At 71.5% G+C, this 21,237-nt stretch carries 18 protein-coding genes; 14 read left to right on the top strand and 4 right to left on the bottom strand.

From position 1 onward, the window contains the following. Positions 1–19: 19 nt before the first annotated feature. The gene (locus tag ACQPYA_RS15315) at positions 20–766 is read right to left on the bottom strand and encodes a class II aldolase/adducin family protein (RefSeq protein WP_433533266.1); all 747 of its coding nucleotides are present in this window, start codon (positions 764–766) and stop codon (positions 20–22) included. 407 nt (positions 767–1,173) lie between these two features. On the opposite strand from ACQPYA_RS15315, the gene ACQPYA_RS15310 reads away from it, so the two are divergent. The 3 genes from ACQPYA_RS15310 (at position 1,174) to ACQPYA_RS15300 (ending at position 5,905) form a co-directional block, all read left to right on the top strand. Then, positions 1,174–1,950, top strand: coding sequence for a Clp protease N-terminal domain-containing protein (locus tag ACQPYA_RS15310; RefSeq protein WP_433533265.1), 777 nt, complete (start codon positions 1,174–1,176; stop codon positions 1,948–1,950). A gap of 180 nt (positions 1,951–2,130) precedes the next feature. Beyond that, positions 2,131–3,813 carry a galactose-binding domain-containing protein gene (locus ACQPYA_RS15305; protein WP_433533264.1) on the top strand — a complete coding sequence of 561 codons (1,683 nt, stop codon included), beginning with the start codon at positions 2,131–2,133 and terminating at the stop codon, positions 3,811–3,813. 67 nt (positions 3,814–3,880) lie between these two features. Next, positions 3,881–5,905, top strand: coding sequence for a glycosyl hydrolase family 28-related protein (locus ACQPYA_RS15300; RefSeq protein WP_433533263.1), 2,025 nt, complete (start codon positions 3,881–3,883; stop codon positions 5,903–5,905). A gap of 394 nt (positions 5,906–6,299) precedes the next feature. Here ACQPYA_RS15300 and ACQPYA_RS15295 read toward each other — a convergent pair whose 3' ends face one another. After that, positions 6,300–6,680: an MmcQ/YjbR family DNA-binding protein gene (locus ACQPYA_RS15295; RefSeq protein WP_433533262.1), complete on the bottom strand. Its 381-nt coding sequence runs from the start codon at positions 6,678–6,680 to the stop codon at positions 6,300–6,302. Positions 6,681–6,739: 59 nt separating this feature from the next. Further along, complete coding sequence (locus tag ACQPYA_RS15290) at positions 6,740–7,171, bottom strand: hypothetical protein (RefSeq protein ID WP_433533261.1); 432 nt, start codon at positions 7,169–7,171, stop codon at positions 6,740–6,742. Between the two features lie 165 nt (positions 7,172–7,336). On the opposite strand from ACQPYA_RS15290, the gene ACQPYA_RS15285 reads away from it, so the two are divergent. Beyond that, the gene (locus tag ACQPYA_RS15285) at positions 7,337–8,134 is read left to right on the top strand and encodes an SAM-dependent methyltransferase (RefSeq protein WP_433533260.1); all 798 of its coding nucleotides are present in this window, start codon (positions 7,337–7,339) and stop codon (positions 8,132–8,134) included. On the opposite strand, the gene ACQPYA_RS15280 is transcribed toward ACQPYA_RS15285, so the two are convergent. Further along, positions 8,061–9,032 carry an EamA family transporter gene (locus ACQPYA_RS15280; RefSeq protein WP_433533259.1) on the bottom strand — a complete coding sequence of 324 codons (972 nt, stop codon included), beginning with the start codon at positions 9,030–9,032 and terminating at the stop codon, positions 8,061–8,063. The two genes, ACQPYA_RS15285 and ACQPYA_RS15280, sit on opposite strands and share 74 nt — an antisense overlap. 39 nt (positions 9,033–9,071) lie before the next feature. On the opposite strand from ACQPYA_RS15280, the gene ACQPYA_RS15275 reads away from it, so the two are divergent. The 10 genes from ACQPYA_RS15275 (at position 9,072) to ACQPYA_RS15230 (ending at position 21,235) form a co-directional block, all read left to right on the top strand. Then, on the top strand, positions 9,072–9,629 hold the full coding sequence (locus tag ACQPYA_RS15275; RefSeq protein ID WP_433533258.1) for a MarR family winged helix-turn-helix transcriptional regulator: 558 nt from the start codon (positions 9,072–9,074) through the stop codon (positions 9,627–9,629). Positions 9,630–9,730: 101 nt separating this feature from the next. After that, positions 9,731–11,371, top strand: coding sequence for a vWA domain-containing protein (locus ACQPYA_RS15270; RefSeq protein ID WP_433533257.1), 1,641 nt, complete (start codon positions 9,731–9,733; stop codon positions 11,369–11,371). 49 nt (positions 11,372–11,420) lie between these two features. Further along, positions 11,421–12,005 (top strand): hypothetical protein, encoded by a 585-nt coding sequence (locus ACQPYA_RS15265; RefSeq protein ID WP_433533256.1) that lies wholly within the window; start codon positions 11,421–11,423, stop codon positions 12,003–12,005. A 10-nt stretch (positions 12,006–12,015) separates the two neighbouring features. Next, positions 12,016–13,158 (top strand): hypothetical protein, encoded by a 1,143-nt coding sequence (locus ACQPYA_RS15260; RefSeq protein ID WP_433533255.1) that lies wholly within the window; start codon positions 12,016–12,018, stop codon positions 13,156–13,158. 16 nt (positions 13,159–13,174) lie between these two features. Then, complete coding sequence (locus ACQPYA_RS15255; RefSeq protein WP_433533254.1) at positions 13,175–14,494, top strand: toxic anion resistance protein; 1,320 nt, start codon at positions 13,175–13,177, stop codon at positions 14,492–14,494. A 96-nt stretch (positions 14,495–14,590) separates the two neighbouring features. Continuing rightward, complete coding sequence (locus tag ACQPYA_RS15250) at positions 14,591–16,471, top strand: Xaa-Pro dipeptidyl-peptidase (protein ID WP_433533253.1); 1,881 nt, start codon at positions 14,591–14,593, stop codon at positions 16,469–16,471. 284 nt (positions 16,472–16,755) lie between these two features. Then, positions 16,756–17,943, top strand: coding sequence for a beta-1,3-glucanase family protein (locus tag ACQPYA_RS15245; protein ID WP_433533252.1), 1,188 nt, complete (start codon positions 16,756–16,758; stop codon positions 17,941–17,943). A gap of 285 nt (positions 17,944–18,228) precedes the next feature. Next, positions 18,229–18,456: a hypothetical protein gene (locus ACQPYA_RS15240; RefSeq protein WP_433533251.1), complete on the top strand. Its 228-nt coding sequence runs from the start codon at positions 18,229–18,231 to the stop codon at positions 18,454–18,456. Then, positions 18,453–19,157: a sigma-70 family RNA polymerase sigma factor gene (locus tag ACQPYA_RS15235; protein WP_433533250.1), complete on the top strand. Its 705-nt coding sequence runs from the start codon at positions 18,453–18,455 to the stop codon at positions 19,155–19,157. Before ACQPYA_RS15240 ends, ACQPYA_RS15235 begins: the two co-directional genes overlap by 4 nt. Next, positions 19,154–21,235, top strand: a complete 2,082-nt coding sequence (locus ACQPYA_RS15230) for a M48 family metalloprotease (protein WP_433533249.1) — start codon at positions 19,154–19,156, stop codon at positions 21,233–21,235. Before ACQPYA_RS15235 ends, ACQPYA_RS15230 begins: the two co-directional genes overlap by 4 nt. The last annotated feature ends 2 nt before the right edge of the window (positions 21,236–21,237 follow it).

Raw genomic sequence — 21,237 nt, 5'->3', positions numbered from 1 at the left:
TCGGCGGCGGGCCGCCGGGTCAGAAGCGCAGGCGCAGGTCGAGGTCCTTGACGTGCTCCGGGAACGGCACCGGGCCGCCCAGCGGGAGGGCAGCGACGCTCGACACGGCCGCCTCCTCGATCGCCACCACCAGGCTCGCGGCGTGCGCCGCGTTGTCCCCGGCGACGAGCAGGCCGTGGTTGCCGAGCAGGATGCCGTACGTCCGGGGGTGCGCCTGGTAGGTCTCGGCGATGGCGCGGACCGCCTCGGCCGTGCCGCGCGGCGCCCACGGCGCGACCGGGATGTCCACGGCCTGGCCGTGCACCAGCAGCGCCTCGTAGCGGGCGGGGAGGCTCACCGAGGCGAGGGCGTAGCTGGTGGCGTACGGAGAGTGGGTGTGGATGACGGCGTTGACATCCGGGCGGGTCTGGTAGACGCCGACATGCATCTTGAGGATGGCGGCCACCGACGGGGTCGGCGTGCCGAAGCGCACCTCCCCGTCGAGGTCGACCACGACGACCTCGTCGTTGACGGTACGCAGCGCCGGCACTCCGACGCGCAGGTCGTCGGCGGGCCAGGGACGCAGCAGCTCACCGGCGTTGATCGCAAGCAGGTTGTCGTGTCCGGGCAGCCGGACGCTGATGTTCCCGTGCCCGCTGGCGGACATCGCCGAGGCGGCGAAGACCCGGTTGATTCCGGTGGTGAGGTCGGTCCGGGCAGCGGCGAGTTCGTCGGCGCCGAACGGCGCGTGTCGCAGTGCCGAGCGGGCAGGATCGTGCTGGGTCATGGCAGCGCAACCTTGTCGTAGTCGTTGTGCCGGCTCGCGCACCACGGATGGCGCGCAGGGGTGATCCGCGTTCCTCGGGCGGGAACGCGGAGTCCAGCGATGGGTGTGGTGACGGGCGACCGGCGCGGGTGGATGGAAGCGCTGGAGGGCCCGGGTTACCGACCGCCGGGAGGCCGCTGTGGGGGCGATGGCCGGTGGCGTCGACTGCGCGGCGCGCAGCCGGTGGCGACCTGTGGCCGGGTCAGCGGCTGGGACAGAGCGCGCTGCGCGTGCGGCCGTAGTCGACCGCGCGGCGGGCGGTCAGCAGCGTTGGCATAACCCTAGTATGCCCCTAGGATTTGCAGGCAATCAAGACGCATGATCGTGTGACCTGCGCCCCAACCGACGAGTCGTGACAGGATCGAACCGTGCCGAAGATCAACGTCTATCTGCCCGATGCCCTCGCCGATCGGGTGCGGGAGGCGAGACTGCCGGTCTCGCGGATCTGCCAGGCCGCACTGACCCAGGCGCTCGACGGGGCCGACCGGGCCGCGCACGACACGGTCGCCGAACTCGCGCTACCCGAGCCGGTCGAGTTGACACCGCCGCCCAACCACCATGTCGCGGCCATCCTGCGCCAGGCGTACGACGTGGCCGCGGCACGCGGATCGGCGACCGTCGAGCCGGTCGACATCCTCCAGGCGTTCCTCGACGAGGGCGAGAGCCTGGTGTTGAACGCCGTCGAGCTGCTCGGCTTCCCGGCCGCCTCGATCCAGGCCGCGATCGACGCGTCGATCGGTCGCCCGCCACGCAGAGCCCGCCCGGCGCGGGGGCCCGGCGGGGCGAGCGCCGCCACGTTGAGCCCCGACGCCCACACCGCGCTGACCGTCGCCGCCGCCCAGGCCGGCGAGCACGGCTCCCCCGCGACCACCGGCAGCCACCTGCTGCTCGGTTTGATCGCCGACGACGGCACGGCCGGCGCGGCGCTGCGGGCCGCGGGAGTCACCGAGGTGGTCACTCCCGCCGTGCTCTCCGCGCTCTACTACGGGGCCGCCTTCGGCCGGATGACCACGGACCGGGACGCCGACACCGCCTCGCTCCGGATCATGATGTTCGACGTGCTCGACCGGCTCGACCGGCTGCAACACCAGATCGTCGCGCCACGCCCGCCGGCGGACACCCACGAGCGCACCGGTCCACTCTGACCGGTCACCGCCCCGCCAGGGCGGTGGGCGACGGGCGGCAGGACAGCGGACCCGCCATCATTCGATTTTTACAGCCGGATTGCCGCAGTCTTTCATTCGTCGGTCTGACTGTTGCGCGCCTGTGTCGTCGGCTGGCATCATGTCCGTCGATTCCCTCCTACCGTCGAAGGAGTGGTCGGCATGGCGCTCACCCGTCGCACACTGATCGGGTCCATCGCGGCGGGGTCCGCGCTCGCCGCCGTCGGCGACGCGCTGCCCATCGCCGCCCGTCCCGCGCACGCGGCCAGCCCACCCGGCGACGTGGTCGGCAAGATCACCGTCGGCTACCAGGGCTGGTTCAGCTGCCCCGGCGACGGCGCGCCGATCGGGGGCTGGTGGCACTGGAGCCGGGACCGGTTCCAGCCGCCCGCACCGGGCAACACCACCATCGTGTCCTGGCCGGACCTGCGGGAGTACGCGCACAGCTACCCCACCGCGTACCCGAACCTCGGCAACGGCCAGCCCGCGACGCTCTTCTCCTCCTACGACCAGCAGACGGTGGACACCCACTTCCGCTGGATGCAGGAGCACGGCTGCGACACCGCGGCGTTGCAGCGGTTCAACCCGTTCGGCGACGAGGGACCGACCCGCGACGCGATGGCGGTGAAGGTCCGCGGCGCGGCCGAACGGTACGGACGCAAGTTCTACATCATGTACGACGTCACCAGCTGGACGTCGATGCAGTCGCAGATCAAACAGGACTGGACGACCAAGATGTCGGCGCACACCGCGTCGGCGGCGTACGCCCGGCAGAACGGCAAGCCGGTCGTCTGCATCTGGGGTTTCGGCTTCGACGACCCCGGCCGCCCGTTCGCCCCGGCGCCCTGCCTGGACGTGGTGCAGTGGTTCAAGGCACAGGGCTGCTACGTGATCGGCGGGGTGCCCACCTACTGGCGGCAGGGCATCAACGACTCCCGGCCCGGCTTCGCCGAGGTCTACCACGCGTTCCACATGCTCTCGCCGTGGATGGTCGGACGCACCGGCACCCTCGACGGGCTGGACTGGTTCCATGCCAACGTCAACGGCCCCGACCTGGCCGACTGCGCCGCGCACGGCATCGACTACCAGCCCTGCGTAATGCCGGGCGACCTCTCCTCCGGACACCGCCGGCACGGCGACTTCTACTGGCGGCACCTCTACAACATGATCCGGCTCGGTGCGCAGGGCCTCTACGTGTCGATGTTCGACGAGTACAACGAGGGCAACCAGATCGCCAAGACCAGCGAGACCCAGGCGAGCACGCCGGCCGGGGTCGGCATCCGGGCCCTCGACGAGGACGGCACCTCCTGCTCCGCCGACTACTACCTGCGGATCACCGCCGACGGCGGCCGGATGCTCAAGGGCCAGCTCGCCCTCACGGCGGTGCGGCCCACCCCTCCGATGCCCGGAGGCGGGCCGCCGCCCAGCGGCGACCTGGCCGCCGGCCGACCGACGACGGCGAGCAGCCACATCCAGAGCTACGTCAGCGGGCACATCGTCGACGGCAACCCCGACAGCTACTGGGAGAGCGCCAACCACGCCTTCCCCCAGTGGGTGCAGGTCGACCTCGGTGCGGCCACCGCGATCGGGCGGGTGCTGCTCCGGCTGCCGCCGTCACCGGCCTGGCAGACCCGGACCCAGACGCTCTCGGTGCAGGGCAGCACGGACGGCGCGACCTGGAGCACCCTGGTCGCCTCCGCCGGTCGGGTCTTCGACCCGGCGACCGGCAACCGGGTGTCGCTGACCTTCTCCGCCGCATCGACCCGGCACGTCCGGGTCCGGTTCACCGGCAACACCGGCTGGCCCGCCGGCCAACTGTCGCAGTTCGAGGTCTACGCCGCCTGACCGCGCCCGTGGGCGCGATCGCCTCACCCACCACCGAGCAGAGATGAGTCACCCGATGCACCGAAGCATGCCCGCGACACGGCCACGCTGGCGTCGACCGGCGGTCGCCGCCGTGACGGCGCTGGTCACCGCCGTGGGGATGCTGGCCGGCCCGCCGGCCAGCGCCAGCGGCAAGGCCGGTAGGCCCGGCCCCGGCCCGGTGGTGACCCGGGCCGCGCTCGATCCGGCGCTGGTCGCCGGGCGGGGCGCGAAGGTCGCCTTCCTGGAACAGGAGGCGGAGAACGCGGTGACCAACGGCGAGGTCATCGGCCCGGACCGGACCGCGTACACGCTGCCGTCGGAAGCCTCCGGCCGGCGGGCGGTCAAGCTGCGGCCCGGCCAGCACGTCGAGTTCACCCTGCCGGCCCCGGCCAACGCGATCACCGTGCGCTACAGCATCCCGGACGCGCCCGGCGGCGGTGGGATCACCGCGCCGCTGGACGTCGCGGCCAACGGCCGGCGACTCAGCACCATGACGTTGACCTCGCAGTACGCCTGGCTCTACAACCAGTACCCGTTCACCAACGACCCCGACGCCGACCTGCTGCACCCGGACTGGTGGATCACCGAGTGCTCCTGCGTGCCGGCCGAGACCACCCCGTACCCGAGCATCAGCAAGCCGTTCCGGCCCAGCCACTTCTACGACGAGCAGCGGCTGCTGCTCGGCCGCACCTACCGGGCCGGCGACCGGATCCGGCTCACCACGCCGGCCGGCAGCAACGCCGCGTGGACGGTCATCGACCTGCTCGACTCGGAACTGGTCGGCCCGCCACGGGTGCGGCAGCGGGCGGCGAACGTGCTGGCCTTCGGCGCCGACCCCACCGGACGCCGGGACGCGGCCCCCGCCATCGAACGGGCGATCGCCTTCGCCAAGCGCAACCGGCTCCCCGTCTACCTGCCGCCCGGCACCTACCAGGTCAACCGGCACATCATCGTGGACGACGTGACGATCGAGGGCGCCGGCAACTGGCACACCGTCGTCAAGGGCCGCGAGGTCGCCCTACCCACCCCCGCGCCGGACGGGTCGGTGCACACCGGCGTCGGCTTCTACGGCCGGGATGCCGCCGACGGCGGCAGCCGCAACGTGCACCTCGCCAACTTCGCCATTGTCGGCGACGTACGGGAGCGCATCGACACCGACCAGGTCAACGGCATCGGTGGCGCGTTCAGCGACTCCACCTTCGACGGGCTGCACATCCGGCACACCAAGGTCGGCATCTGGCTGGACGGCCCGATGCGCAACGTCCGGATCACCAACAACATCGTCGTCGACCAGATCGCCGACGCGCTGAACTTCCACACCGGCGTCACCGACTCGCTGGTGGCCAACAACTTCGTCCGCAACACCGGCGACGACGGCCTGGCGATGTGGTCGGAGGCGACGGCCAACGCCCGCAACACCTTCGACCGCAACACGGTGCAGTCGCCGGTGCTGGCCAACGGCATCGCGATCTATGGCGGGACGGACAACACCGTCTCGAACAACCTGATCGCCGACCCGGTACGGGAGGGCAGCGCCATCCAGGTCGGCTCCCGTTTCGGCGCGCAACCGTTCACCGGGCGCCTGCGGATCGCCAACAACACCACCGCCCGCGCCGGCACGTACGAGCTGAACTGGAACATCGGCCTCGGGGCGATCTGGTTCTACGCGCTGGACCGCAGCATCGACGCCCGGATCGAGGTGACCGGGGACGCGTACCTGGACAACACCTACAACGCGATCATGCTGGTCAGCGAGTGGGGGGTGAAGGACCTCTACTCGATCAGCAACGTCCACTTCCGGGACGTCCGGGTCGACGGCACCGGCACCTCCGTGGTCAGCGCCCGCACCGCCGGCTCCGCCTCGTTCCGGAACGTGGACGCCCGCAACGTGGGCGCGGTCGGGGTGAACAACTGCGGCTCCTTCCACTTCACCCCCGCCGGCTCCGAGTTCAGCCTCACCGACCTCGGCGGCAACGACGGCGGCTGGCTGGCCGACTGGCAGCTACCCAACACCATCACCTGCAACGACCGCCCCCCGGTCATCCCCCCACCCCCACCCACCCCCTGGTAACCCCACCCACCCCCGCCGAACGCCGACCGCCGAACGCCGAACGCCGACCGCCGACCGCCGACCGCCGAACGCCGACCGCGATCATGCAGTTGTGGTGCCTCACATAACCGGCCAACCGCACCAGAGCGCCCACCACAACTGCATGATCGACCCGGCTCGTGGGTGCAGGAGTGACCGTGATCCACCAGGGGTGACGGGGGCGGGGGAGCGCTCCGTAGGCCGGCCAGCCGAACCGTCGACTGGCCGGCAGGTGGCCGCGGTGGCGCCGACGCAGGAGCGGACCAGTCAGGTCAGCGGCACGCCGAAAGGCTGTGTCGCCGTCGACCACTCCGTGCGCTCGCCAGCCGCTGACGCGCACCGCCCGCGTTCACCTGCCGACACGCCCCGCGAGGGCTCACCGTCGCTGCTCACCGTCGTCGAGGTCGCCGGCGAGCGACTCCGGGGCCCGCATCCGCCACGCGTCGCCGACGAGCTCCGCAAGACGGTCGACGCCCACCCGCGCCAGCCGCAGCATGATCAGGGGCAGCCCGTCGTAGCCGGGCGTGGTGAAGAAGAGCTCGGGCTCACCGAGGAGCAGCGCCTGTTTCTCGGCTTCGTCGCCGACGTACAGCACCGCGATGTCGGTGCGGATGACGCGCGGCTTGCCGGGACTGCGCTCGGGGTAGGACCAGACGAAACCCTTGTCGGCCACCCGGAAGTCGAAACCGTCGCTGTCGATCTCCACCGCCTGCGGTAGCGCCAGTGCCAGGCGACGGACGTCGTCCGCGTCAGCCATCGAGACTCCTCCGGGGCACCGTCTGCTGCATCCGAACACGGTAGCCGTCGGGTCGGACATCATCGGGCACGACGCTGGCGGAGCAGCAGCACGGCGGCGGTGCCGACCATGGCGAGGCCGCCGGCAGCGGTCGCCACGCCGAGCCAGGCGGGCGTCGCCACGACGACGTTGTCGCCGTTGACCCGCAGGTCCATCGCCTCTCCGGGCAGCGTGCCGGAGCCGCTGACGTCGACCGAGGCGGTGTGCGGCCCGTCGGCGGCCTGCCAACTGACGGTGCAGTGCTGGACGGTCCTGGTGGTCGTGCCGGTCCGCTCGACCCGTGTCGTGCACGACTGCACCTCGCCGGTGGCCCGGTCCCAGCCCTGGCTCACCAGCAGCCAGCCACCGACGACGAGGAAGACGAGACCGACCAGGCCGGCCAGGATCAGGCCGCCGCGGTGCAACAGCCGGAGGTACCGGGCCGCCCTCGGCGGATAGCTGTCGTGAGCCACACCGGCACGGTACGGGCGACGACGGCGGCGCGGACCCGACCGTCCGGATCGATCTCACCGGCGACCGGCCCGTGCGCCACGGCCGTCGAAAGTGGACGCGCCCTCGGTAGGATGTGCCGGTCGCGCCGTTGGCCCGCCCGACGCCCCCGCCGATAGGAGCCCCGCATGGTCAGCCCGGATCCCGACCTCGCCGCGAAGCTCCAACCGGAGGTGCCGCACGCCGCCCGGATATGGAACTACTGGATGGGCGGCAAGGACCACTTCCCGGCCGACCGGGCGGCCGGTGCGGCCGTGGCCGAGGTCTATCCCGAGATCGTGGTGATGGCGCAGCAGTCCCGCCGGTTCCTGATCCGGGCCGTGCGTTTCCTGGCCGCCGAGGCGGGCATCCGGCAGTTCCTGGACATCGGCACCGGCCTGCCCACCATGCAGAACACCCACGAGGTCGCCCAGGGGATCGCGCCCGAGTCGCGGATCGTCTACGTCGACAACGACCCCATGGTGCTGGTGCACGCTCGGGCGCTGCTGGGCAGCACGACCGCCGAGGGCGTGACCACGTACGTGCCGGCCGACTACCACGACCCGGAGAAGATCCTCGTCGACGCGGCGGCCACGCTCGACTTCGACCAGCCCATCGCCGTGATGTTCATGGGTGTGATGGGCTACGAGCCCGACCTGGACGCGGTCCGCTCCGTCGTGGGGCGGGTGATGGGGGCCACCACCTCCGGCAGTCACCTGGTGCTCTGGGACGGCACCGACACCAGCCCGGCGGTGGTCTCCGGCGCCGAGCGGCTGGCGGAGAGCGGCGGCGTCCCGTACATCCTGCGCAGCCCCGAGCAGTTGGCCAGCTGCTTCGAGGGGCTGACGATGGTGGAGCCCGGGATTGCGCCGATCACCCTGTGGCGTCCGGACGACTCCGACGCGGTGGCGATCGACGCGTACGGCGCGGTGGCCCGCAAGCCCTGACCGTGACCGCCGAGCGGGTCTCACTCTGATCGCGAGCCCGGCCGACGAGACGCTCGGCTACCGGCTGGCCGAGCAGGATGCCGACGAACACCAGGACGACGCCGCAGATCTGCTGGGGCGCGAGCCGCTCACCGGCGATGACCGCGCCGAGCAGCACGCCGGTGAGCGGGTTGAGCAGCCCGATGAGCCCCACCGTGCCGGCGCTGAGGTGGCGCAGCCCGGTGAACCAGGCGGCGAACGCGAGGGCGGTGGCCACGACCGTGACGTAGCCGAAGCCGAAGATCGCCGGGCGGTCCAGGGTGGGCGGGGCCCCTTCGACCACCGCCGCGACGGGCAGCAGGATCACGCCCCCGGCGATGAGTTGCCACGAGGTCAGCGAGAACACGTCGATCCCCGTCCCCCACCTCTTCGCCAGCACGTAGCCGAGGGCGGACATCGCCATGGCCGCGACGGAGGCGAGCACTCCGGAGTAGGCGATCGCGGCCGTGCCGTCCAGCAGCATGAGGCAGACGCCGCCGATCCCGATGCCGGCGCCGGCGAGGTGCGCGGCGCGCGGGCGTTCGGCGAGGATCGCCCAGGCGATCAGCATCATGGCGACCGGTGAGGTCGCCATGATCGTCGAGGCGACGCTCGTGGGCAGCACCTGTGCCGCGAGGTAGATCAGCGCGAAGAACACGCCCACGTTCAGCGTGCCGAGGAGCAGCGACCGCCACCACCAGGACCCGCGCGGAATCGCCCGGCGCACGAGGAGCAGCAGCAGGCCGGCGGGCAACGCCCGGATCGCCCCTCCGTACAGCGGATAGTCGGCCGGCAGGAACCGGTGGGTGACGAAGTAGGTCGCCCCCCAGGCGACCGGGGCGACCGCGGTGACCGGCACCCACCGAAGATTAACTTCCACGGAAGCGACTATAGCTTCCATGGAAGCTATAGTCGGGGTGTGACCGAACACCTCGACCACGTCGCCCGCATCCAACAGGCATGGGCCCGCGAACGGCCCGACCTGGACGTCAGCCCCCAGGGGGTGATAGGCCGGCTGCACCGCCTCGCCGGCCACCTCACCGAGCAGCTGCGCGTCGTCTACCGGCGGTACGGGCTCGGCGAGGGCGAATTCGACGTCCTCGCCACCCTCCGGCGCGCCGGCGAACCCTTCGAACGTGCGCCTGGAGAACTCGCGGCGTTCACGATGGTCACCACCGGCGCCATGACCAAGCGCCTCGACCGGCTGGAACGCGACGGACTGGTCACCCGCCGCCCCAGCACGAGCGACGGCCGCGCCCGGGTCGTCGCGCTCACCGGGGCCGGCCGGGACCTGATCGACCAGGCGTTCACCGAACACATGCGCAACGAACGCCGCCTGCTCGACCTGCTGGCCCCGGACGAGGCGGCCCGCCTGGAATCGCTTCTCGCCACCTGGCTCGCCGCCTTCGAGACTCCGCAGCACGAAGGCTCACGGTCTGACCCGGTCGGTGCCCGGCGGCGGCCGGGCACCACCTGATTGCCAGTGTTCACCTCACGTTCGCCGTCCCGTTGGTTTGCCGGTGCTACCAACAAGCCAGGTCGTTGGAAGATCATCGGTAGCGGCGGGACGGAGCGTACGTGCGGGTCAAGGGGCTTGCGGCAGTCGCCGCGGCGATGATGGTGCTGGCTGCCGGCTGCACCGGCGGCGAACCCGACCCCCGGGGGTCGGGCGGGATCGACACCGATCCTTCCGCGCTACGGATCGTCGCCGGGTCCGAGCAGGAGAGCGTGGTCGAGACCATCGTCAAGCCGTGGTGCGCCAGCAGGGGCTACCGGTGCGACGTGACGCTGAAGGGCTCCGTCGACCAGGCACGGCTGCTCGCCGCCGGCAGCCGGGACTACGACGCCTACTGGTTCGCCTCCAGCGTCTTCTCCCAACTCGGTGACAAGGCCAACGTGTTGCAGGACGTGCGGCCGATGTTCCTGACCCCGGTGGTCTTCGCCGGCTGGCGCAGCGAGATGCAGCGGCTGGGCTTCGCCGGCCGGCCGGACGTCGGCATCGCGGACATCCTGCGGGCCGTCGAGTCGGGCCGGACCACGGTCTGGGTGACCAACCCGACGCAGTCCAACTCCGGGGCGACCGTGCTGTTCGGGTTCATGAACTACTTCGCGGGCAACGGTCCCGGCACAGCGCTGAGCCAGGAGCAGCTCGACTCCCCCGCGGTCGAGCAGGGCGTGACCCGGTTCATCGCGGCGATGGACCAGACGCCGCCGTCGACGGGCACCATGATGACCGAGTGCCTCGCCCGGCCGGACGACTGCCGGACCATGTTCACCTACGAGGACCTGGTCATCGAGAAGAACCAGGAACTGGTCAGGGCCGGCAAGGAACCCCTGGTGGTGGCGTATCCGCGCGGTTCGCTGGCGATCAGCGACGCGCCGCTGGGTTTCCTGCCGCACGGCACCGACGCCGACGCCGCCAAGCGGAAGATCGTCGGCGAGTTGCAGGAGCACCTGCTCACCGACGCGGGCGCGTCGGCCCAACTGCTCAAGCTGGGCCGACGCCCGGTCAGCAGCATCGGGCTGACCCTGGAGAACCCCGACCTGGCCGTGTTCAACCCGGACTGGGGCATCCAGGCGACCATCAACGAGCAGGGCATCCAGTATCCGGCGGCACCGGTCATCGAGGCCGCGCTGGACCGCTACCAGACCCGGTACCGCCGCCCGGTCAACACGTTCTACTGCCTCGACGGCAGCGGGTCGATGGCCTCGAACGAGGGCTGGGACGGGGTCCGGGCCGCCGCACACCAGATCTTCGACCAGGACCAGGCCGCCCTCAACTTCCTGCGTACGCATCCGCAGGACGTCACCACCGTCGGGATCTTCAACCGCGACCTGGTCGAGGGCACGCCGTGGATGGTGGACGGCGACGACGCTGCCGGGCTGCACGGACTCACCGAAAAGATCAACGACTACCGTCCCACCGGCGGCACCAACATGTACGCCTGCCTGCGACGGGCCGCCACCGAACTGCGCGATCCGCAGCCCGACGACCGGCGGCGGCTGGTGGTGCTGATGACCGACGGCATCTCGGAGACCGACGACCGGGGCGCGGCGGTCTCCGCGCTGACGGCGCTGGGCGTACCGGTGATCGCCATCGCCTTCGGCCGGGACGTCGACGCGGCGCAGCTCACGGAGGTCGCCGAGGCCACCGGCGGCGCGTACGTCCAGCAGGATGACCTGGTGGCGGCGCTGCGCCAGGCGGCGGGGTACAAGTGACCGGCCGCCGCCACACCGACGTGTCCCGGCCGCCGCGGTGAGGAGGAAGGTGGCCGCGCCGGTCGCGCTCGCCGCCGCGGTCGCGGTCTTCGCCGGGGTCTTCGCCGTCACCACCAGTTTCCTCTGGGCACCGCTGCTGGCGGTCGCCGCGGCCCTCGGCGTGTACTTCATGCTCGACGACCGCAGCCCGGCCCAGGCCCTCGGCGACGACTACCTCGACGAGTCGCGCGCCAAGGTCGAGGAGGCGCTCAAGGTGCTGCGCGGCATCGAGCGGCTCAGCCGCGACGTGCAGGCACCGGCCGCCCGGGCCGCCCTGGAGTCGGCCTGCCGCTACGTGCCCGAGTTGTTCGCCCGGGTCCGGGCGACCGCGCCGAACAGCCTCTACTCCACCGCCAGCCAGATCGGCGGGCACCTGACCAGCCTCGACGGGGTCGTGCGGCAGTACCTCGACATCCAGGGCAAGCCGGTGCTCTACACCGATCCGGAGGCCCTCAAGCGCAACGGCGAGTTGGCGTTCGAACGTTTCGCCGCGTTCGCCCTGGACAGCGTCCGGCTGGTCAACCAGGGCGACATCGCGCAGTACCGGGCCAACCTCGACACCGTCGCACCGCCGAAGCTGCCAGAGCTGGGATGAGGGAGCCATCGTGAGATTGCCGAGCGTTCGATTCCTGATCGGACTGGTCACGGTGATCGTCGTCTGCGTCGTCGCCGCCGTGCTGTGGGTACGGTCCGACGACCCGGCCACGTCGGCCGCCCCGCCGACCGTGGTGAGCTGCCTCGGCGGTTCCGAGAAGTCCGAGCTGATGGCCGACGTCGACGTGGTCCGGATCCTGCGGGACAGGTACCGGCTGGAGGTCGACTTCCAGCCGCTCGGCTCGTACGACCAGGTGCAGTTGAGCAGCGACGACCTCAAGGCCCGGCAACTCGACTGCCTCTGGCCGTCGAGCGCCAGCGCGCAGAGCGTCTTCGAGGCGCAGCACCCGGGCGCGTTCCCGGAGTACCGGGCCGAGAACCTGCTCCAGTCACCCGAGGTGGTCTACGCGGGGCCGCGCGGCACCGAGGCGCTGGTCAAGCGCGGCCTGGTCGAGCAACGGGACAACCGGTACTACCTGGTGAACATGAAGTCCCTGCTGCTGGAGCACGTGCTGAAGAAGCAGACCTGGGACGGCATCGGCGCGGCCGACCTACGCGGACCGATCACCGTGGCGAGCACCGACGCGGCCAAGTCGAACAGCGGCTTCGTGCTGGCCCAGCTCCAACTGAGCATCATCGCCACCGACGACGTGTTCCAGGCGCCGAACCTCGCCCAGGCGCGCCGGGCCCTGCCCACCATGCGGGCGCTCTACGACGCGCAGGGGTTGCAGGCGCGCAGCTCCGACTCCGGGTTCCGGGAATGGCTCACCCAGGGCGGTGAGTTCAAGTCGCCGCTCTACGCCGGGTACGAGAACCAGCTCATCCAGCTGGTCGCGCACGGCGGCGTGAGCACCGCCAGCGTGCTGAAGAACGTCCGGCTGCTCTACCCCGACCCGACCATCTACAGCGATCATCCGCTGCTGGCGCTCAACACCACCGCCGACCGGCTGATCGAGGCGATGAAGGACCCGGAGATCCAGGCGATCGCCTGGCGGACGTACGGCTTCCGTTCGGCGTTGCAGGTCGGCGCCAACGACGTGGCGGACTTTCCCGACCTCGCGCTCGCCGAGCAGATCCGCACCACCCCGGCGCCCGCCGCCGACGTGACGCTCGCGCTGCTGAGTTGCATCAAGGACACCAACACCTGCAAGTGAGGGGAACCGACCGGCCATGACCGACGGATTGCAGATCGACTTCGGCAGCATCGTGGGTGGCGCGGCCGAACCACCGGCCGGCGCCGCCGACAGCGCCATCACCAGCGCGCTGGCCACCAGCCAGCCACGCGAGCTGGCCTGCGCGGACCTGCTCAGCCCCGCCCAGCGCGGCCAGGCCGAGGCCGCGGCGAGACAGCTCTACCCGGCGATGCTGGCCAACACCGAGCAGCTCGCGTCCTTCGGCAACAGCGCGATCGACCAGGTCAACACCCAGGTCAGCCGGATCTTCAAGGAGGTCGGCCGGGTCGACATCCCCGAGCTGACCAGCATCATGCGCCAGCTCAACGACCGGATGCGCACGTTCCGCCGCAAGTACGACCCGAGCGACCCGCAGGTCCGGGAGACGTTCAACAAGTTCGCGGACGCCATCAAGGGCACCTTCCGCAAGGGCCGCGACCTGCTGGAAATGCTGTTCGAGGAGGCGCGCACGGTCGAGCAGCAGCTGGACAGGGTGGCCGGGCAGCTCAGTGCCAAGCAGCACGAGCTGCGGCGCAACGTGGTGCTCTGCGACGAGCTCTACAAGGCCAACGAGGCGGCGATCGGCCAGCTCATCGGCGCGATCGCGGTAATGGAGCTGGTCCGCGACGAAGCGCTCGCCGAGGCCCGGTCGATCACCGTCACACCGGGCGCGGTCGACGAGCGTGACCGGCAGGAACGGCTCTCCCTGGTCACCGAGTTCATCCAGGCCCTTGAGGTACGCATCAACGAGTTCCAGCAGCGCCTCTTCGTGGCCTGGTCGACCTCGCCGCAGGTGCGCAACATCCGGACGCTCAACTACGGCCTGGGCCAGCGTCTCGCGCTGCTGATGAACCTGACCATCCCGACCATGAAGCTCACCATCGCCCAGTGGGCGCTGCTGTTGCAGGCCAACCAGGCCGCCGACATGCAGCAGGTGGTCGCCGACGGCGCCAACGACGTGCTTTCCGCGTACGCGCGGGCGTCGCAGTCCGCCATTCCGCAGATCGCCCGGACCATCCAGACCCCGACGATCCGTCCGGAGACGCTGCTGGAGGTCGCCGAGTCGATCGACGCGCAGGCGCGCGGCATCGAGGAGGCCGTCCGGTTCGGGCAGCAGAAGCGGGCCGAGGTGGTGACCGCGATCGTCACCGCCAACCAGTCCATGACGCAGTCGGCCAACCGGCTCTCGCAGACCGTGGTCGAGCTGGTGACCCGGGCCAAGGAGCCGCTGGCGCTGCCGGCCGGGCCGCAGCTGCCCGCCTCGGTCCTCGAACAGGCGCCGGCGGTGCTCGCGCCCCAGCAGCAGCCGACGAGGTGATCGACGGGGGACGATGACCGGGCTAGCATGTGGATCATCGATCCACATCCACCCCTGGTCGACTCCGGCCACCAGCCCGAGCGAAGGGAGACGCGCGTGCGTCGTACCCCCTGTCTGGCCCTGCTTGGCGTCGGCGTGGCCGGCGTCCTGGTGTTGAGCGCCGCCCCGCCAGCGGCGGCCCAACCCGCGGCCGCCACGTCCCCCGGCATCGTGGTCGTCGACGGCATGACGCAGCCGGTCTTCTCGCTCGCCGAGGCGATCGAGGAACGGGTGTACGTGGAGACCACGGTGGACACCGACCGCGACGGTCGCCGGGACCGGGTGGCGATCGACATCTCCCGGCCCCGGGAGACCGCCACCCAGGGCTTCAAGGTGCCGGTCATCTTCGAGCACAGCCCGTACCGCAAGGGCACCTGGAACGACGTGCCCTACCCGAGCGTGCTGGTGGACGAGCTGCCGCAGAACGGCGTGACCCGCCGCTCGGGGCTGCGGGGGTCCGACGCGTCGGTGCAGAGCGCGGTGGCGAAGGCCAACCTGCCCGGCCAACTGGACGACTACTACGTGCCGCGGGGGTACGCGGTGGTGCTCGGTCAGAGCGTCGGCACCGCCGACTCGGACGGCTGCCCGACCAGCGGCGACCAGGCCGAGACGCTCGGCACCAAGGCGGTGATCGACTGGCTGAACGGGCGGGCGAAGGGGTACGACGCGAACGGCGCGCCGGTCACCGCCGACTGGACCACCGGCGCGGTCGGCATGACCGGCGTCTCCTACAACGGGACGCTGCCCAACCAGGTCGCCACCACCGGCGTCCAGGGGTTGAAGACCATCGTGCCGGTCGCCGCGATCAGCAGCTGGTACGACTACTACCGGGCCAACGGCCTGGTCGTCGCGCCCGGCACCTACCAGGGTGAGGACGTCGACGTGCTGGCCCAGTTCACCGCCGGCCGGGCGCGGGCCGAGGGCCCCTGCGCCGACGAGATCGCCGAGCTGACCGCGCGGCAGGACCGGGTCACCGGCGACTACTCGACGTTCTGGCAGGACCGCGACTACCTGGACGCCCGGAAGGTCAAGGCGAGCGTCTTCGTCGTGCACGGCCTCAACGACTGGAACGTGAAGACCGAGCACTTCGCCGGCTGGTGGGACGAGCTGGCCAAGCGGAACGTCCCGCGCAAGATCTGGCTGCACCAGGGTGGGCACGGCGGTCCGGGCAACACCGCGTCGGTGACCCTGCCCGACGGTCGGACCTGGACCTACAAGCAGACCGAGAACCGCTGGTTCGACTACTGGCTGTGGAACGTGCGCAACGGCATCATGGACGAGCCGACCGCGGTGCTCCAGCGGGAGGACCGGGCGTACACCACGTACCGCAACTGGCCCGACCCGGGCGTCCGCGAGGTCCCGCTGCACCTGGGCGCGACCGCCGCCACCGCCCCGGGCACGCTCACCGCCGGCAAGCCGGCGAAGGCCAAGGTCGAGCAGCGCTTCGTCGACGAGGGCCGGACCATCCACCCGGACACCCTGGTGGCCGGCGCGGACACGGCCAGCCCGAACCGGCTCGTCTACCGCTCCCCCGAGCTGACCCGCGACGTCCGCATCTCCGGACGCCCCGAGATGCGGCTGCGGATGGCGATCGACAACAAGCCGGACGCGAACCTCACCGCGTACCTGGTCGACTACGGCCCGACCGGCTCGACCGCCGCGCCGACCGTGGTGACCCGGGGCTGGATGGACCCACAGAACCGCGCGAGCGCGGCCCGCACCGAGCCGCTCAAGCAGGGCAAGCTGTACGACCTCCGGTGGACCCTGGAGCCGAAGGACTACGTCTTCCCGGCGGGTCACCGGATCGGCGTGGTCGTCTTCTCCAGCGACCAGGAGTACACGCTGCTGCCGCTCGGCGGGACCCGGTTGCGGGTCGCGCCGCAGCACAGCGAGCTGCGGCTGCCGGTGGTCGGCGGACGGAACGCGCTCGGGCTCTGAGTCGGTCAGCTGGGTGGAGCGCGAGCCTGGGCCGGTGCGTGCGCACCGGCCCAGGCCGCCTTCGCTGAGGAGCCCGCCGACGAGCGGGGGTTCGCTGTCGGGCCTGGCCAGCGGCAGCTGACCGGTGGGCGATGGGCCGCGGCGGCGGGCTCCCGAGCATCGCAGGCGGTGACGGCCCACCGACCTCACGACATCGCCGCACATCTATTGACAAACGTCCTTAACAGTCAGAGTCTGAGAGAGCGCTCTCTCACACCGTGTCACCACCGACCGGAGGAGTCCCCGTGGTTGTCCGAAGAAGGCTGCTGGCTGTCGCAGCCACCCTGATCACCGCCGTCCCGACCGCCCTCGTCGCCGCCGCACCGGCCCAGGCCATCGGCCCACCGTTGCTGCCCGTCACGGTGACCAACAGCACCGGCCGCGCCGGAGCCGTCCACCTGTACGTGCTCGGCGTGCAGCACTCCTCCGGCCGCCTCGGCTACGTCAACCAGGCCGGCACGTTCACCCCCTGGACCGGCGGGCAGATCCCGCCCTCCCCCGCACCCGACGCGTCGATCCCGGGACCGGCCAACGGCGGCACCGCGACGATCCGCTTCCCGCGCGGCTTCTCCGGCCGCGTCTACTTCTCCCTCGGAGAGAAGCTGAAGTTCTTCCTCACCCCGGACGGCCTGGTGCAACCCGCGCCGTGGGCCCCCGGTGACCCCAACCGCGACATCCTCTTCGACTGGAGCGAGTTCACCTACAACGACGCCGGCCTGTGGCTGAACAGCTCGCAGGTGGACATGTTCGCGGTGCCGCACGCGGTCACCGTGACCGGCGCCAACGGCGTCACCAGACGCACCGGCGACGTGGTCACCGGCGGTCGAAACGCCATCATCAACGGCATCCGGTCCCAGTCCGGCTGGGCCAACACGGTGTACACCCGCGGCGACGGCACGGTGCTGCGGGTCCTGGCACCGGGCAAGGCGGCCGGCGCCGGCCTGCTCAGCCCGACCTACCTGGATTCGTACATCGCCTCGGCGTGGAACGCGTACACCGGCCGGACCCTGACCGTGGTGCCGTTCGGCGACCGGCCCGACGTCCGCTACTCCGGGCGGACCTCGGGCAACGTCATGACCTTCACCAACAGCGCCGGCCAGGTCGTCGCCTCGTTCAACCGGCCCTCCTCGGCGAGCGTCTGGGGCTGCGACGGCGACCTGCCCGCCCCCAACGACCAGGTGGTCGGCCCGATCTCCCGGACGCTCTGCGCCGCGCTGAACCGGGGCACGCTCGGCACCATCCACACCCAGCCGAGCACGAACGCCGCCGAGTTCTACCGCAACAACCCGACCAACCACTATGCCCGGGTCATCCACGCCAACATGCGCGACGGAAAGGCGTACGCCTTCGCCTTCGACGACGTCGGCGCGTTCGAGTCGCTGGTCCACGACGGCGACCCCCGCTCGGCCGGGCTGATCCTGAGCCCCTTCTGACCGCACTGGCCGCCACTCGCGGCGGGATGTGGTGAATCACGCTCGGTCCGGGATTGAGTGGCCTCGTTGCGATGTAGAGGCCACTCAATCCCCGATCGAGCACGATCATGCGACGCGGACGGAGCAGAGACCGCGCCGTGCCGGGCGGGTGTCGGCGTTCCGGCACGGTCAAGGCCATGGCCGCACCGGGCGGCCATAATGGAGCGAACCGTCCGAGTAAACCTTCCGGGCCCTGCTGGCTGTATTCGGATGTCGATGTCAGCACCTGGAGGAAGGACGCGGCACATGGTTGACGCTGTCGTATTGATGATCGTGGTGGTGGGCGCCCGGTTGGCGTACTCGCTGGTGTCGCTCTACACCTGGCCCGCGCGGGCCCGGGCGCGGGCGGAGGTGATAGCCCTGCTGCTCCGGGCGGCCGGACCGGGCGGGGTGGTGGAGGACGCCGCGCCGGACGGGAGCACGGTGACCGTACGGTTGGCGCCCGTCCTGCCGCGGGCGGAGATGGGCCGGTGAACGCCGAGCCGGCCGGGCGGCAGCGCGACTTCGCGACGTTCTTCGCCTGCACGTACCCGTCGATGCTGGCGCAGGCGATCATGCTGTGCGGGGACCGGGCGGACGCCGAGGACGCGACGCAGGAGGCGTTCGTCGAGGCGTACCGGGTGTGGGACCGGGTCGCCGGCTACGACGCGCCCGAGGCGTGGATCCGCCGGGTGATGGTGCAGCGCCTGTGGAAGGTGTACCGCAAGCGCCGGACCGGCCAGGAGCGGCTGCTCCACCTGCCGGTACCGGCGCAGGCCAGCCCCGAACAGACCGCGGAGGCGCGCGAGGTGCTGCGCCTGCTCGCCACGCTGCCGCCCCGGCAGCGGATGACGCTGGCGCTGTTCAGTCTGGAGGGCTGGTCGCAGCAGGAGATCGCGACGACGCTACGGATGACCCGCGGCGGAGTGGCCGCCAACGTGGCCAAGGCGCGTCAGACGTTGAGGGAGGCGCTGGGGATGGCGGCCGACGAGGTGACCGGACGGGACCCGCTGGTGGCCGGGATGGGCGTCGGCTGGCTGGGCCGGTTCGGGGCGTACCGGATCGGTGCCGGCCAGGACCCGCTGGTCCGGGCGCTGCTCGACACGCAGGCCTGGCTGCGGGCGGCCGTCGAGACCGATCCGCAGGCGCTGGAGCGGGCTCGCGCTGCCCTGGCCGAGCGCCTGGAGGAGGAATGAAGGTCGGCGGGCGGGGCGGCGGCGCGCTGCGCCGCCGCCGCGAAGGGGCGGCCGGCATCGTCGGCGCGGTGCTCGGCTGGCTGCGTGGGGTGCTCGCGGTCGCGCTGCTCGCCGGGGTGTACGTGCTGGCGTTCGTCCTCGTCGCCACGAACTCGCTGTTCGTCGTGCTCGTGCTCTGGGGTGCGTTCACCTCGCCGACCAGCGGCGGTAGCTGGCCGCTCGTGGTCGGTGGCAGCATCTCGGCCGTCTTCGCGCTGCTCTACGGGGTCGCGGCGGTCAGCCGGGTGGAGGCGCCGCCCACCGGCGCGGTGTTCCTGCCCCGCCGTCAGGCGCCCGAGCTGTGGCGGCTGGTGGAGGAGTTGGCCGGTGAGCTGGACACCCGGCCGCCGACCCGCATCTTCCTGACCCCGGAGGTCAACGCGGCGGTGTCGGAGGAGCCGCGGATGCTCGGTTTCGCCGTCGGCGCGCGGACCATGTACCTCGGCGTGCCGCTGCTGACCCAGTTGACGCCGACGGAGCTGCGGGCCGTGCTCGCCCACGAATTCGGTCACTACGCCGGCCGGCACACCCGATTCGGCGCGGTCACCTATCGGGGCGCGGCGGCGCTACAGTCCGCGCTCTTCCGGCTGCGGATGACGGCCCAGTCGCGGCAGGGCATCTCCGGGTACGCCTGGTTCTACCAGAAGATCGTCGGCGGGTATGCCCGGCTCTTTCTGTGGGTGTCGCTCGCGGTACGCCGCCGCCAGGAGCTGGAGGCCGACGCCCGCGCGGCCGCCGTGGTCGGGCCGGCCGCGACCGCCGAGGCGCTGCGCCGGGTCCACGCGCTCGGCCACGCCTGGACCGGCTTCCTGACCATGTTCGTACGCCCGATCCAACGACTCGGCTTCGTGCCGGAGGATCTCTTCGGCACCTTCGCCGCCATGGTGGACGACCCGTTGGTCCAGGAGCGGCTGGCGGAGCTGCGCAAGCACCCGATCGAGACGAACCGCTCCTGGCTGGACTCCCACCCGCCACTGGCCCGCCGCCTCGCGATCATCGAGACACAGCCCGCGGGCGACCCGATCCCGGTCGACGAGAAGCCGCTGCTGGCCGACCGGGCGGCGGTGCTGCGCGTACAGGACAGGGTGTTCGCCCAGGCGCGGAGCCGGCCCACGGGTTTGCCGCAGGCCACCTGGGCCGACACCGCCGCCGAGGCGTTCGCGGTGGAGCTGGCGAGCCAACTGCTGGAGGCCGCACGTGGCGTCGCGGTCTCCGCACGCCCCACCCTCGGCACGGTCCTCGACCTGTTGGAGCAGGGCAAGCAGGCCGAGCTCGCCCGGCGGCTGACCGACGCCGCCGGGCCCGAGGAGCAACTCGCGGAGGCGTTGTTCGCGCTCATCGGCCAGGCCCTGGCTGGCGGCGGCCGGGCGCAGTGGGTGTTGAGCTGGACAAAGGGCTATCTGCTCGTCCCACGCGACGAGACCGGCCAGGACCTGGAGGAGCTGGCGGCAGCCGCCGCGCGGGACGCCACGGCCGTGCGTGCGCTCCGCCGGGACCTGGCGCGACGCGGCGTGAACGTCCACACGCCCGTGCCGTTGCTCCTGCGCTCCGTGTCGGCTCCGGCCGGGCGGACCACCGGCGTGGACATCGCCGGCCAGCTGCCGGACTTCGTCGCCGAGGAGATCCAACGGCAGGACGGGGTCCGCCGGTTCACGATCGGGGTGCTGGTGGTGCTCGCCGGCGCCTGGGGCATCGCGTTGATCGGCTCGGACGACTCGGAGCGCCCTCCGCCGACCGCCACCAGCCTGCCGGCGAACTGGCCGGCCCTCGCCAGCCGGGCAGCCTGGCCTCCGCCGACCGCCCAGCCGCTACCCACCCTGGGTCTGCCGTACATCCGTCCCACATTTTCGCTTCCGCCCCTGCTGCTGCCCTTCGACACCATCGTCGTCAAGCGCGGCGACACGCTGACCAGGATCGCCTCCCGGCACTGCACCACCGTGAAGGAGCTTCAACAGCTCAACGACATGGGCAAGCGGACCGCGATCGACGTCGGCCAACGCCTCCGGGTGCCGGGCTCGGCCAGGAAGCCGTGCGCCTGAGC

It is taken from the genome of Micromonospora sp. CA-263727, assembly GCF_050942455.1.
Classification (GTDB): Bacteria; Actinomycetota; Actinomycetes; order Mycobacteriales; family Micromonosporaceae; genus Micromonospora.
Note: the sequence above shows the minus strand (reverse complement) of the source record. Positions and strands in the feature narration are given on the sequence as shown.

What these genes read in the sequence shown, in the direction of transcription:
- ACQPYA_RS15315 (WP_433533266.1), bottom strand. Translation starts at nt 766, where the DNA reads ATGACCCAGCACGATCCTGCCCGCTCGGCACTGCGACACGCGCCGTTC.
- ACQPYA_RS15305 (WP_433533264.1), top strand. Translation starts at nt 2,131, where the DNA reads ATGGCGCTCACCCGTCGCACACTGATCGGGTCCATCGCGGCGGGGTCC.
- ACQPYA_RS15300 (WP_433533263.1), top strand. Translation starts at nt 3,881, where the DNA reads ATGCCCGCGACACGGCCACGCTGGCGTCGACCGGCGGTCGCCGCCGTG.
- ACQPYA_RS15295 (WP_433533262.1), bottom strand. Translation starts at nt 6,680, where the DNA reads ATGGCTGACGCGGACGACGTCCGTCGCCTGGCACTGGCGCTACCGCAG.
- ACQPYA_RS15285 (WP_433533260.1), top strand. Translation starts at nt 7,337, where the DNA reads ATGGTCAGCCCGGATCCCGACCTCGCCGCGAAGCTCCAACCGGAGGTG.
- ACQPYA_RS15255 (WP_433533254.1), top strand. Translation starts at nt 13,175, where the DNA reads ATGACCGACGGATTGCAGATCGACTTCGGCAGCATCGTGGGTGGCGCG.
- ACQPYA_RS15240 (WP_433533251.1), top strand. Translation starts at nt 18,229, where the DNA reads ATGGTTGACGCTGTCGTATTGATGATCGTGGTGGTGGGCGCCCGGTTG.
- ACQPYA_RS15230 (WP_433533249.1), top strand. Translation starts at nt 19,154, where the DNA reads ATGAAGGTCGGCGGGCGGGGCGGCGGCGCGCTGCGCCGCCGCCGCGAA.